Origin of the sequence: Novosphingobium sp. PhB165 (assembly GCF_004341845.1) — a bacterium.
Lineage (GTDB): Bacteria > Pseudomonadota > Alphaproteobacteria > Sphingomonadales > Sphingomonadaceae > Novosphingobium.
The window spans coordinates 267,224-279,706 of record NZ_SLVB01000006.1; the positions used below are offsets into that span (position 1 = coordinate 267,224).

The 12,483-nt window shown below is 66.0% G+C and carries 11 protein-coding genes; 7 read left to right on the forward strand and 4 right to left on the reverse strand.

The window, feature by feature from the left end:
• Window positions 1-15 precede the first annotated feature (15 nt).
• Window positions 16-501, reverse strand: coding sequence for an META domain-containing protein (locus tag EDF56_RS18190; protein ID WP_165912244.1), 486 nt, complete (start codon window positions 499-501; stop codon window positions 16-18).
• A gap of 221 nt (window positions 502-722) precedes the next feature.
• On the opposite strand from EDF56_RS18190, the gene EDF56_RS18195 reads away from it, so the two are divergent.
• Window positions 723-1,829 (forward strand): TauD/TfdA family dioxygenase, encoded by a 1,107-nt coding sequence (locus tag EDF56_RS18195; protein ID WP_132390046.1) that lies wholly within the window; start codon window positions 723-725, stop codon window positions 1,827-1,829.
• A gap of 317 nt (window positions 1,830-2,146) precedes the next feature.
• On the opposite strand, the gene EDF56_RS18200 is transcribed toward EDF56_RS18195, so the two are convergent.
• The gene (locus EDF56_RS18200) at window positions 2,147-2,866 is read right to left on the reverse strand and encodes a cysteine hydrolase (protein WP_243652676.1); all 720 of its coding nucleotides are present in this window, start codon (window positions 2,864-2,866) and stop codon (window positions 2,147-2,149) included.
• A complete protein-coding gene (locus EDF56_RS18205) occupies window positions 2,824-3,654 on the reverse strand; it encodes an oxidoreductase (protein WP_132390048.1) in 831 nt (276 codons plus the stop codon). Before EDF56_RS18205 ends, EDF56_RS18200 begins: the two co-directional genes overlap by 43 nt.
• Before the next feature lie 219 nt (window positions 3,655-3,873).
• Here EDF56_RS18205 and EDF56_RS18210 point away from each other — a divergent pair, with 219 nt between their 5' ends.
• From EDF56_RS18210 to EDF56_RS18235, 6 genes are all read left to right on the forward strand, one after another.
• A complete protein-coding gene (locus tag EDF56_RS18210; protein ID WP_132390050.1) occupies window positions 3,874-4,812 on the forward strand; it encodes a ribokinase in 939 nt (312 codons plus the stop codon).
• A gap of 40 nt (window positions 4,813-4,852) precedes the next feature.
• Window positions 4,853-5,977, forward strand: a complete 1,125-nt coding sequence (locus EDF56_RS18215; protein ID WP_132390053.1) for an LLM class flavin-dependent oxidoreductase — start codon at window positions 4,853-4,855, stop codon at window positions 5,975-5,977.
• Window positions 5,978-5,981: 4 nt separating this feature from the next.
• Window positions 5,982-6,638, forward strand: coding sequence for an isochorismatase family cysteine hydrolase (locus tag EDF56_RS18220; RefSeq protein ID WP_132390055.1), 657 nt, complete (start codon window positions 5,982-5,984; stop codon window positions 6,636-6,638).
• A gap of 2 nt (window positions 6,639-6,640) precedes the next feature.
• On the forward strand, window positions 6,641-7,873 hold the full coding sequence (locus EDF56_RS18225) for an MFS transporter (protein ID WP_243652677.1): 1,233 nt from the start codon (window positions 6,641-6,643) through the stop codon (window positions 7,871-7,873).
• Between the two features lie 28 nt (window positions 7,874-7,901).
• Entirely contained in the window at window positions 7,902-9,287 is a 1,386-nt protein-coding gene (locus EDF56_RS18230; RefSeq protein WP_132390598.1) for a peptidase M20, read from the forward strand.
• A gap of 136 nt (window positions 9,288-9,423) precedes the next feature.
• A complete protein-coding gene (locus EDF56_RS18235) occupies window positions 9,424-11,766 on the forward strand; it encodes an acetamidase/formamidase family protein (protein WP_132390058.1) in 2,343 nt (780 codons plus the stop codon).
• A 314-nt stretch (window positions 11,767-12,080) separates the two neighbouring features.
• Here the strand turns inward: EDF56_RS18235 and EDF56_RS18240 are convergent, their stop codons facing one another.
• The gene (locus EDF56_RS18240; protein WP_132390061.1) at window positions 12,081-12,482 is read right to left on the reverse strand and encodes a metallopeptidase family protein; all 402 of its coding nucleotides are present in this window, start codon (window positions 12,480-12,482) and stop codon (window positions 12,081-12,083) included.
• Window position 12,483 lies beyond the last annotated feature (1 nt).

Sequence of the window (12,483 nt, forward strand, 5' to 3'; positions counted from 1 at the left end):
CCGGAATGCTCCGCCTCAGGGTTGGAGCGGGGCGAATTCGAAGATGCCGCTATCCATCTTGAGCGCAAGGAAAAGATGCCCATTCCGCAGCGTATAACTGGCGACTTCGGACAGGCGCGCGGACATCATCTGCCCGATATCGGGCTGCTCGCACATGGCGCGGGTGGTGGCGATCGGGCCGATCACCAGCGTTCCGCCCTCCGGCCCGCTGTCGCGGGTGGTCCAGCTGGTGCGGCCGCGATTGCAGTCAAGCTGCATGGCGAGCGCGCCGTCGGCGCCGAATTCGAGTGTGTAGACGCGCCCTTCGCCCGGCTTCGTGGTGCCCTGCGCATCATCCATCGACTGGAAGCCGACGAGTTGCCACTTGGTCGAAGCCAGCCCTGCGGTCGTCGCGGCGGCGGGCGGGGAAGCCGTCGTGTCGGAGGAGGAAGAAGTCTGGCAACCGCCAAGAACCAGAACCGTCGCCAGCGCAGCACAGGAAAGAAGGGGTATCCGCTTCATGGGCATGCTCCTCTATCGGAGCGGCAGTCTACGGCGGGGAGGCCGGGGCGGGCAAGTGCGCTTGTTCCTTGGAAACACTGAACCGAAAGAAAATTTCGGTGCGGCCGGTCGCCCCGGTTCGCGGACCGAAAAGCTTTCGGACATGGCGCGACAAGTCGCGGGCGGCTTGAGGACCTAGAACGGGCCTGTACCCGATGCCGTTCAACGAAGGACCTGAAAGCATGGCCAGCTCCGCCACCACCTCTGCTCCCAACGCGGGCGAGGTTGTCCCGCCCGTCACCACCGCCGCCGCCTGGCGCGGGGATCGGCTCGCCGGGAGCGACGAGTGGATCTACATGCTGTCCGACGCGCAAGTTGCCGAACTGGAAGTGCTCGGCACGCGCTTTCTGGCCGAAAACCCGGATCTGCGTACGGTCACGGCCGAGGAATATCCGCTGGTCGCCTGCGCCGATGCGGTGAAATCGTGGGGCGAGGATGTCGATTACGGGCGCGGTTTCGTGCTGGTGCGCGGCCTGCGCACGCAGCTCTATTCGGATGCGCTGTCGAACGCGATCTACTACGTGCTCGGCCTGCACATGGGCGATCCGATCCGCCAGAACGAGATGGGCGACCTGATCGACCACGTCTATGCCACCAGCGACAAGACCATGGACGATCCCACCGCGCTATCCTCCAAGGTGCGTGACAAGCTGGTCTATCACTCGGACAGTTCGGACATCGTGGCGCTGATGTGCCTGCGTCCGGCCAAGGAGGGCGGGCTTTCTTGCCTCGTCTCGGGCGCGGAGATCTACAACGAGATCCTGCGTCGCCGTCCGGATCTGGCGCCGCTGCTGCTGGAGCCGTTCCACTGGGACTGGCGCCGGCAGGATCATAATGCGCCGGCGGATACTTATACCTCGCCCATCGTCAGCCTCGTTGACGGGGTGTTCTCGATGTACGCGGGTTCGCTCTACATTTTGACTGCGCAAGAATACGAAGGCGTGCCGAAGCTGAGCCCCGAGCAGATCGAGGTGCTCGAACTCTTCGATACGATCACTTACGAAGAGGGCATGGCGATCGAGATGGATTTCCGCCCCGGCGACATCCAATGGCTTTCCAACTACGCCGCGCTTCATGCCCGCACCACGTTCTGGGACTGGCCCGAGCCGCAGCGCAAGCGGCACTTGCTGCGGTTGTGGTTGAGCCGTGATGCCGGGCGTCCGGTGGTGGACGGGTTCGGCAAGAACGGCGTGGTGCAAGTGCGTCAGGCTCCGCGCGACGGGCAGGCCGAGCATCCGGATGCGCATTTCGATGTGTTCTCGGTTTCGGTGCCGCGTTTGATGAGTTGAGGGTTGGGGCTGGGCTCAAAGCCACACGCCCTAACCCAACCTTCGTCATTGCGAGCGCAGCGAAGCAATCCAGGGGCGGTTTACGCTGCTCTGGATTGCTTCGCTGCGCTCGCCATGACGAGAGGGTGGCGATGGCGGCGCGCATGACAGCCCTCTGCTTGGTCCGATTCAACACGCCCCCATGAAACAAACCCCCGTCGTCCCCGCGAAGGCGGGGACCCCGCTTTTCTTGGCGTATGACGCAAGGCAGCGGGGCCCCCGCCTTCGCCGGGGCGACGGGGTGTTTTGGTGAGGGGATTGGGTCGAAGCGAGCCGGCCTAAGCCGGGGCTTCCGCTGAAAGCATCTCCAGCACCTCATCCGAACCGCGCACATCGGCGAAGTTCAGCCGCAGGTTCATCAGCGCGGCATTGTGTTCCTCGTCGGTCACCGCCGCGCAGGCGTCGCTGACGACGATCACTTTCCAGCCGCGCATGTTCGCTTCGCGCGCGGTAGATTCGACGCAGACATTGGTGAGTGTGCCGGTCAGCACCAGCGTTTCGATCCGCAACTCCCGCAGGGCCTTTTCCAGAGCCCGTTCCGGACAGGAAAAGGCACTGTAGCGGTACTTGTCGAGCACCAGATCGCCAGCCTCGCGCGCCATTGCCGGGTCAAGATCGTGCGAAGCTGCCTCGGGTCGCAGCGCCGCAATCGCACGCGCCACGAAGGGATCGGAACGGTCGTACTGCCACTGCGGCATGGCTAGCGGCGGCACGTCGCTGGTGGTCTGGCGCATCCAGATCACCGTGCCGCCCGCCTGTCGCATCGCCGTGGCAAGGGCGTTGCACGGCGCGATGGCGTCGCGGGCATGGGCATTGCCGAAGACTTCGCCCTCGCCCACGAAGGCCGCCTGCATGTCGATCACCACCAGCGCGGTGCTGAGGGGATCGAGCGAGGGGAAGGCGTTGTAACCCTGCCCCCGCGCCACCGCCCAGTCGGGCAGCACGGTCTTGTGCATCAGGCCGGTTCGAAGGCGGTGGAGAGCGACAGGGCTTCCCACGCACGCATCTGCTTGCCCACGAATTCGAGTTGATCGCCCGCATAATGCAGCGCGTCTTCGCCGAGGAACAGGTGCAGCGGCGGCTCGGCGGCGTCGAGCGCGGTCAGGATCGCGGCAGCCCCGCGCGCCGGATCGCCCTTTTCCTTGCCCGCCCCTTCGGTAAGGCTGCGGCGCGCGAAGTGGGCGACGTCCTCGTAGTCGGCGATATCGGCCTCCGCGATCTTCAGGCCCGCCGCCGCAAAACCGGTGCGGAAGCCGCCGGGGGCGACATTGGTGACGCGGATGTTCATCGGCGCCACTTCCTGCGCCAGAGTCTGGCCCACGCACTCCATCGCATACTTGCTGGCGCCGTAAAGCGCCGTGCCCGCCCAGGGCGCATGGCCGCTGACCGAAGTGATGTTGACGACATGCCCCGCCCGCCGCGCGCGCATATAGGGCAGCACCGCGCGCAGCATGCGCAGCGGGGCGAAGAGGTTCACGTCGAACAGCGCCTTGGCCTCTTCGATGGAGACTTCCTCGATCGCGCCGATCAGCCCGTAACCGGCATTGTTGACCAGCCGGTCGATGCCGCCGGTGATCTCTTCCGCCTTGGCGACAGCGGCCTTGACCGAGGCTTCGTCGGTCAGATCGACCGAGAGCGCATGGGCGCGGCCGGGGGCGATCGCCTCGAACTCAGGGTCGCTATCCTTGCGGGTAGTGCCGACGACGGTGTCCCCGCGTGCGAGCGCGGCTTCGGCAAGAGCGCGGCCAAGGCCTCCGCCGATGCCGGTGATGAGCCAGGTGGTCATAATTCGCGTGTCTCCCGAAAGGCCAAGGCATAGAGTGTGCGCCAAAGGTAGATCGCACGCGCGCGAAGGCTCTTGGCGCTGGAACCCGCAATTATTGTGCGGGGACGCACAGCGCTTGCGCACGCTTGACCCCGCCCGACGCGCCATGCTGCACCCGATGTTGCACTTGCAAAACGCAGCCCTTTTCGGGGGCGGTTCGGCCTCAGCGGAGCGACAGTCTTGGCAGTTCACATCGTCGGTTCGATCAATCTTGATATCATCACCTCGCTCGATCACCTGCCTGTGCCCGGCGAGACGGTCATGGCCAAGGCGACGGCCCGATTGCCCGGCGGAAAGGGTGCCAATCAGGCGGTCGCCGCCGCGCGCATGGGCGCGAAAACGCGCATGGTCGGCGCGGTGGGAGAAGACGATGCCGGGCGCTGGATGCGCGACCGGCTGGCGCGCGACGGGATCGCGGTGTCCGGCGTGATCGCCTTGCCCGGCGTGGAGACCGGCACCGCCTATATCGCCGTCGATGCCGAGGGGGAGAACCAGATCGTCGTCGTCAGCGGGGCGAATGCGCGGCTCACGTCTCCCGCTCCGGTAAACGAGGGCGTGCTGCTGGCTCAACTGGAAGTGCCGGTTGGCGCGCTGCTGCCGGTGTTCCGCAATTCGACGTGCATCCGCATCCTCAATGCGGCGCCGGCGGTGCAGGCGGCGGATGTGCTGCTCGACCATGTCGATGTGCTGGTGGTCAACCAGACCGAGCTCGCTGCTTTCGCCTGCTGCGGGCCGGTCGACGCGCTGCCCGCCGTGGTGCGGGAGGCGCGCAGTCTGATCCGGCACGCCGATCAGGCGGTGGTCGTCACGCTGGGCGCGCGCGGATCGGTGGCGGTGAAGAAGGACTGGGACATCCACGTCCCTGCCGTGCCGGTAATTCCGGTCGATACCGTGGGCGCGGGAGACAGTTTCTGTGGTGCGCTGGCGGCGCTGCTGGACGAAGGGCGCAGCCTTGCCGAAGCGCTGCCCTGGGCCAGCGCGGCGGCGGCGCTTTGCACCCTGGGGCAGGGCGCGGCCCCATCCATGCCGATGCGCGCGGCGGTGGCCGATCTGCTGTCGGGGGCGGCAACAGAACATGCGCCGCCGATCAAGAACCGGGCGGGCGTTGCCTTAGGCTGATCTCAGGACAGCACCGAACAAGAATTTGCAGAGGACTGAGATGAACCCGCATCCGCTGACACCCTTTGGCCTTCCCTCCGACAACGGCGGCAAGGACCTTGGTCTGTTCCTGCCGGTCGCCAACGGCGGCTGGATCCTGTCGAAGAACAAGCCGGAGCTGGACGGCTCTTACGCCTACAACCGCCAGTGCGCGCTGCTGGCCGAACAGGCGGGCATGGACTTCATCATGTCCATGTCGAAGTTCCGGGGCTACGGCGGCGAGACGAAGCACTGGGATTCCTCGCTCGATCCGATCGTGCTGATGGCGGCGCTGTCCGAAGTGACGAAGAAGACGCGCATCGTCACCACCCTGCACACGCTGCTGCAGAACCCGGCGGTGGCGGCCAAGATGATGGCGACGCTGCAGCAGGTGAGCGGTGGCCGTGCGGGCCTGAACGTCGTGACCGGTTCCTACAAGGGCGAGTTCGCGCAGATGGGCGCCTGGCCCGAGCATGTGAATCACGATCAGCGCTATGACCTTGCCTACGAATGGGTCCGCGCGGTGAAGGCGCTGTGGAGCGACGAATCCGTCACCATGCACGGCGATTACGTGACCTTGGACGATTGCGAATCCTGGCCCAAGCCGGAACAGCGCCCGTTCCTCGTCTGCGCCGGATCGTCCGAGATCGGCATGCGCCTGACCTCCGAGGAAATGGACGCGATCTTCCTTTCGGGCGGCACCGGGGCGGAGCTTTCCAAGAACAGCGACCGCGCCAAGACCATCGCCGCCGAATATGGCCGCAATATCCGTACTTATTCGATGATGACGCTGGTGATCGGCGACAGCGACGATGCGGCGAAGGCCACCGCGCAGCACTATGCCGCCGGGCTGGACGAAGAGGCGCTGGCGGGCATGATGCGCGCTTACGGTTTTCTGGACGCGGAAATCGGCAAGGAGAACGACTTCACCCGCAAGGCGCGCAGTTCGTTCATGTCGGCCCAGATCGTCGGCAGCGCGAAGAGCGTGACCGATCAGGTGGGTGACTTGCTCGAAGCCTCCGGCACCGACGGGCTGATGCTGATCTTCGACGATTACATCAAGAGCCTGCCGATCTTCGGCGCGGAGATCCTGCCCGCCCTGCGCGAGCGCTTCCCCGACAAGGTTGCCGCCGCGGTGGAGGGCTGATCCGATGCCGCTGCGCGCCGAAGATCTGCCTCATGTGGATGCCGCCGCCCTTGCGGGCATGATCGATCCCAAGACGACCGCGTTGGTGGTCGTCGACATTCAGGTCGATTTCGCCGCGCCGCAGGGTCTGTTGGGCCGCTATGGGGTCGATCTCTCGCCCGCCGAGGCGGCGATCGACAATTGCGAGAAGCTGGTGGCGGCGGCGCGCGGCGTCGGGGCCACAGTGGCGCTGATGCGCGTCGTCACCAGCCCCGAAACCGACTCGCGCGCGCTGAAGACCCTGATGGTCCGGCGCGGGCAGCCGGGGGGCGAGGCGATCTGCCGCGTCGCGGATGGCGGCGCGGATTACTACCGCATCTTTCCCGAGGCGGGCGATATTGAGATCGCCAAGCTGCTTTACGACAGCTTCCACGGCACCGATTTCGACGCGCAGTTGCGCGCGCGCGGGATCCAGACTCTGGTGATCTGCGGCCTCTCCACCGATTGCTGCGTGGACCAGACGGCGCGCTCTGCCTTCCATCACGATTACGACGTGTTCCTCGTTTCCGACGCCAGCGCCGCTTACGAGCCGGGGCTGCACGAAAGCTCGCTTTCGGCGATGGAGAAGAACTGCGTCCTGCTGACCACGACCGATGCGGCGCTGAAGGCCTGGAGCGCTTGAGCTTGGCCGGTGCTTTGAAAGGCTCGAAAGGGGGCGTGCTGTTCGCCTGCACGCTGGGCAATTCGGTGAGCGTGACGCCCGCCGTCCATGCCGTTTTCGGGCTGTTTCTGGTATTGCTGACCGAGGCTTTCGGCTGGAGCCGCGCCAGCGTTTCGGGCGTGCTGGGCATTCTGGCGCTGGTGGGCGCGATCACATACCCGCTGATCGGCCGCTACGTGGACAAGGCAGGGGCGCGCAAGACGTTGCTGATCGGTGTGTTCGGCCTCTCGCTCTCGATCGCGGCGCTGGCGCTCAACAGCGGCAGCCTCGTGCAGTTCTATGCGACTTTCACCGTGCTCGCGGTGTTCGGGGCGATGGCGGGCACGCCGATCTTCCAGAAAGTGATCGCCGACTGGTTCGACGAGAATCGCGGCACGGCGCTGGGGATCAGCGCGGGCGGCGGTTGTGGCATCGGCTCGGTCGTGCTGCCGGTGCTGGCCGCGGTGCTGGTGCAGACCTGGGGCTGGCGCGCGGGCTATCTGGGTATCAGCGCCTTCATGCTGGTGATCGCGCTGCCGCTGCTGGTCCTCTTGCTGCGCGACCGTGCCGCCGTGGCCGGTGCCGAGGCGGCCGTCGAGCGCGACGGCATGACCTTGGGCGAAGCGGCGCAGACGCCGATGTTCTGGCTGATCCTGATCGCGCTGGCGGCGGGCGCGGGCGGCACTACGGCGGTGTTCAGCCATGTCGTGCCGATTCTGTCCGACCGGGGCTTTTCGGTAACGACCGGCACGGCCGTGGTCAGCGTCTTCGCGCTCGTCACCTCCGGCTGGCAGATCGCCACGGGCCGCATCATGGACAAGATCCAGACCCCGCGCGTGGCAGTGCCGATGTACCTGATGGCAGTGGTCGGCCTCGTGCTGCTGGAAACCGCGCAGGGCATGCCGCTGCTGATCGTTGGCGGGGCGCTGCTGGGCATCGGCCTCGGCGGCCAGTTCGGCGCGCTGCCCTATTTCATCGCCCGCTACTTCGGCACGCGGCATTTCGGATCGGTGATCGGCGCCATGTATTCGGCGGTGATCGCCGCGCAGGGGACGACACCGATCCTGCTCGACCTCGTATTCGATGCGCGCCACTCCTATCGCCCGGCGCTGGTCGGCGTCGGCGCGGCGCTGCTGGCAGGCGCGCTGCTGCTCATGCTGCTGCCGCGTTATGGCCGCGAGGCGGAGGGTGAAGCACTCTTCGCTGCCGGTCACTGATTTCAAACGGAGCCTGACTTTGGCCGATATGCCCGATCCCGTCCCCGCTTTCGCCGATCCCGCCAAGGCACCTTATGCCGTGTCGGAGGACGAGCGCGCCGCCATCGCCGCCGCCATCGATACCGACGAACTGGTCGAACTGGCGCTGACGCTGGGCAACATCCCCAGCCGCTCGCGCGAGGAACTGGCGGCGGCCGAATTCGTCCACGACTGGATGGCCAAGGAAGGCTTCAAGCCGCGCAAGGTCGGTGCCACGCCGGAACGGCCCAATGTGATCGGCGAATACGGCGGAACCGGACGCGGCGCGAACCTGCTGTTCACCGCGCATCTCGACACCGAAAGCCCCAGCGGCATGCGCGAGCATGACAAGTTCCGCTATCGCGATTCCACGCTGGCCGATCCCGAATGGACCCAGTGCTGGCTGGACGAGGAAGGCCGCCTGCGCGGCTACCCGGTCAGCAACGATCGGGGGCCGATGTCATGCTTCCTGATCGCCGCCAAGGCGTTGCGCAAGGCGGGCATCGGCCTGTCCGGCAAGACCTGGCTCACCGCCTGCCCGGGCGAGATCGGCCCCGAACCGATCGAGGAATTCTCCGGCATCGGCTGGAATGGCAAGGATATCGGCGCGCATTACCTGTTCCACCACGGCGGCGTCGCGCCAGATTACGCGATCGCGGCCGAGGGCACCGACTTCGGCCTGACATGGCAGGGCTGCGGCTATGCGCTCTACCGCGTGCGGATCTTCGGGCAGGGCGTGTTCTCGCCGATCCTCGAGGCGCCCACCGATCCGCGACGCCACCCGAACCCGATCTACCGCCTTGGCCCGGTTATCGATGCGCTCCACGCCTGGGGCCTGAAGTTCGAGCGCGATTCGATCATGGAAACTGCCAGCGGCGCGATCCATCCCAAAGTCCAGATCGCCTCGGTACGCGGCGGCATGCCGATCGATTTCGGCGCGGGGACGGAGGTCTGCGCGCTCTATATCGACGTCTCGCTGAACCCGCGCCAGAAGGCCGCCGATGCCTATCACGGCATCATGGAGGCCATGCGCGGCGTGGATGTGGAGGCTTTCGACGTCGAGCCGGTGGTCGTGCGCCACGGTTTCGAGGCGCGTCCATCCGAAGTGGCGCCGCTGGTCGGCGCGGTCGATGCCGCCACCCGGCTGGCGCGCGGCGCGGGGGTGGAGCCGGCGCACCCGGTCTATTCCAGCATGTGGCGCGATCATAACGTGTTCAACATGCACCGCGTGCCCGCCGTCACCACCGGCATGCCGCGCTGGCGACCGACCGGCGCAGACATGGCCTCCAGCGCGCTGGTCTACGCCCTGACGATGCTTGCCGTCTGCGGCCGGGGCGAGGCGCCGGTCGAGCAGGTGGGAACCAGTGTGTACGGCAACGAGACGCCTTTCGACTAAGGTATACGCCGCTCTTGCCGAGTTGACGGAGGCTCGATAGACCTTCGTCATAAGGTCGCCAAAGTACGAAATTGCCAAAGTACTAAAGGACGCCCGTTCGGGAAGGGTGCCACCGGTCTATCAGGGTGGTTCTCGCTTGCGCATCACGACGAATGTCTACCCCAAGGAACAACGCCGTGACGCCTGGCGGTTCGCGCTCAAACGCCTGTCGCTGACGCTCGACGAGGCGGATGAGGCGACGCTCTATGGCGAGCTGATCCATTTCCGATCCAGCACCCATATCGACTTCATCCGCGTCACCGGCACCGCCCAATCGTGGACCATCGACTTCCGTGACCAGCCCGCCACCTACTGGCTGGCGATGATCCTCGACGGCAGCGCCACCATGCGCGATGCCGGGCAGGAACTGCGCCTTGCCGATGGGGATATCATCTGCGGGCGCGGCGATTCTCCGGTGAACCTCGCCTTCGCGGGCGATAATCGCAGCCTGATCGTGCAAGTGCCGCACAGCGAACTCAGCCAGCGCCTGAAGACCCCGATCAGCGGCCCGCCGCGCAAGATCGGCACGGACGGCGGATCGGCGCGCATTTTCGCGGGCATGCTGCGTTCGCTGGCCGATACGCTGACCGATATCACCACCGATCAGGCGCGGCCGGTCGAGCTGGCTTTCCCGGAATTCCTCGTCACCGCCTTGCTCGACAATGCCCCGGCCAAGGCGCTGGGCGGCGCGGCGGGCATGCGCGCGGCGCTGCTGGAACGCATCTTCCAGACCATCGAGATTCGCCTTTCCGATCCGGACCTCAATTACCAGCAAGTCGCTGCCGAGCACGGCATCTCGCCCCGCTATCTCCAGAAGCTGTTCGAATCGATCGACGACAGCTTCGGCCACTATGTGAAAGTGCGCCGCCTCGAACGCTGTAGGCTCGATCTTCGCAGTCCGCTTCACGTGCAGAAGTCGATTTCGGACATCCTGTTCGAATGGGGCTTCAACGACAGCGCCTCGTTCAGCCGCGCCTTTCGCGAGCAGTACGGCATCAGCCCCCGCGAATACCGCAAGGCGCCGCCGCAGGAGCAGGCGGCGGTGGAATTGCTGCGTCGCGGTCGTCCGGCCCGCAAGGAGCGTATTGCCAAAGTCGAAGAGGCGGTCGAGGTCGAGGAAGTTCTCGACGAGCAGTTGGAAGAACCGGCCGACGAGGCCCCGCAAGTGCCCGCCTACATGGGCGACACCGGCACCTCGCGCCATCATCACCTGCCCGCCACGCCCGAGACGATCCACTGGGGCTATCTCAGCAAGGACCTGAAACCGGCGCTGCGCGTGCGGTCGGGCGACTTCGTGACGATCGAGGCGCTGACTCATCACGCCAACGACGATCCGGAGCGCATGGTCGAAGGCGATGCCGGGGTGGAGAGCGTGTACCACTGGGACCACTGCGGCAAGACGGTCGAGCGGCGCGGCGCGGGGCCGATGGACGCCAGCGCTTTCGGGCGCGGGCCGGGTGAGGGCTTTGGTGTGCATATCTGCACCGGGCCGATCCACATCGAAGGCGCCATGCCGGGCGACCTGATCGAAGTGCGCATCCTCGATCTGAAACCGCGCCCGAGCGGCAATTCGCGCTTTGCCGGCAAGAGCTTCGGCTCCAACGCCGCGACGTATTGGGGCTTCCATTACAACGATCTGCTGACCGAGCCGAAGAACCGCGAGGTCGTGACGATCTACGAAGTGGAAGCGGCGGGCGGGCGGCTGCCCACAGCGCACGCGGTCTATTCCTACCGCTGGACGCCGCAGGTCGATCCCTCGGGGGTGACTCATTCGCGTTACGACTATCCGGGGGTGCCAGTCGATCCGGAGACCATCGAGCGCAATTACGACATCCTGCAAAACGTCGAGATCCCGATCCGCCCGCATTTCGGCGTGATCGCGGTGGCGCCGAACCATAACGGGCTGGTCGATTCCGTGCCGCCTGCCAGCTTCGGCGGCAATCTCGACAACTGGCGCACCGGCCCCGGCGCGCGGGTGTTCCTGCCGGTGCAGGTGCCCGGCGCGCTGCTTTCGCTGGGCGATCCCCATGCCTCGCAGGGGGACAGCGAGCTTTGCGGCACCGCCATCGAATGTTCGATGACCGGGCTGATCCAGATCGTCCACCACAAGGGCGCGGGCGTGATGGAGCAGTTGAAAGACGTCGATTACCCGCTGATCGAGACCGAGACCGAGTGGGTCATCATGGGCTTCTCGCACCCCGATTACCTCAAGGAACTGGGGCCGGATGCGCAGAGCGAGGTCTACAAGCAAAGCTCGATCGATGCCGCCATGCGCGATGCCTTCCGCAAGGCGCGGCGGTTCCTGATGACGGCCAAGCAATTGACCGAGGATGAGGCGATCTCGCTGCTTTCGGTGGGCGTGGACTTCGGCGTGTCGCAGATCGTCAACGGGAATTACGGGGTGCACGCGGTGATCCGCAAGGCGCTGTTCACGAGTTGATTTAAACCCGAGCGTTTGTACCCCACACTCCCGTCATCCCCGCGAAGGCGGGGATCCCGCTTCTTCTGGCGGCGTGGCAGAAAGGAAGCGGGGCCCCCGCCTTCGCGGGGGCGACGGGGTTTGGTTGTGAGGGGCTGGTCTTTGATAGGCGGATCCTCCCCTGCAAGGGGAGGGGGACCGCCCCCCGCTCATCCTGAGCTTGTCGAAGGAAGGGTGGTGGAGGGGTGTCAGCCTCTCGGTCGCGCGTGACTGGGCCGGTTACACCCCTCCGTCAGCGCTTCGCGCTGCCACCTCCCCTTGCAGGGGAGGACTTCTTAATCCGCGTCGTCTTCCAGTGCGTGCATGTCGTCGTCCGACAGGCCGAAGTGGTGCCCCACCTCATGCACCACCACATGCGTCACAAGGTCTTCCAGCGACACATCGGTCTCGCACCACTCCGCCAGCAGCGGCTGGCGGTAGAGCGTGATGCGCGGGCGGAACTCGCCCGAAACCCACACCGATTCCTCGTCCAGCGGGCGGCCGTGGTAAAGGCCGGACAGTTCCCAGGGATCCTCGATCCCCAGTGCCCGCAGCGTCTCCTCGTCCGCGAACTCCTCGATGTGGACGGTGATCCCGTCGAGGTGCTGCGCGAACGGCTCGGGAATGCGTGCGAAGGCGGCGTGGGCGAGAGCCTCGAATTCGGCGGGGCCGGGGGCGTTTCCGAAGCGCTGACTCATG

Coding starts and splice junctions, on each gene's coding strand:
- EDF56_RS18190 (WP_165912244.1), bottom strand. CDS start 501: ATGAAGCGGATACCCCTTCTTTCCTGTGCTGCGCTGGCGACGGTTCTG.
- EDF56_RS18195 (WP_132390046.1), top strand. CDS start 723: ATGGCCAGCTCCGCCACCACCTCTGCTCCCAACGCGGGCGAGGTTGTC.
- EDF56_RS18205 (WP_132390048.1), bottom strand. CDS start 3,654: ATGACCACCTGGCTCATCACCGGCATCGGCGGAGGCCTTGGCCGCGCT.
- EDF56_RS18215 (WP_132390053.1), top strand. CDS start 4,853: ATGAACCCGCATCCGCTGACACCCTTTGGCCTTCCCTCCGACAACGGC.
- EDF56_RS18220 (WP_132390055.1), top strand. CDS start 5,982: ATGCCGCTGCGCGCCGAAGATCTGCCTCATGTGGATGCCGCCGCCCTT.
- EDF56_RS18230 (WP_132390598.1), top strand. CDS start 7,902: ATGCCCGATCCCGTCCCCGCTTTCGCCGATCCCGCCAAGGCACCTTAT.
- EDF56_RS18240 (WP_132390061.1), bottom strand. CDS start 12,482: ATGAGTCAGCGCTTCGGAAACGCCCCCGGCCCCGCCGAATTCGAGGCT.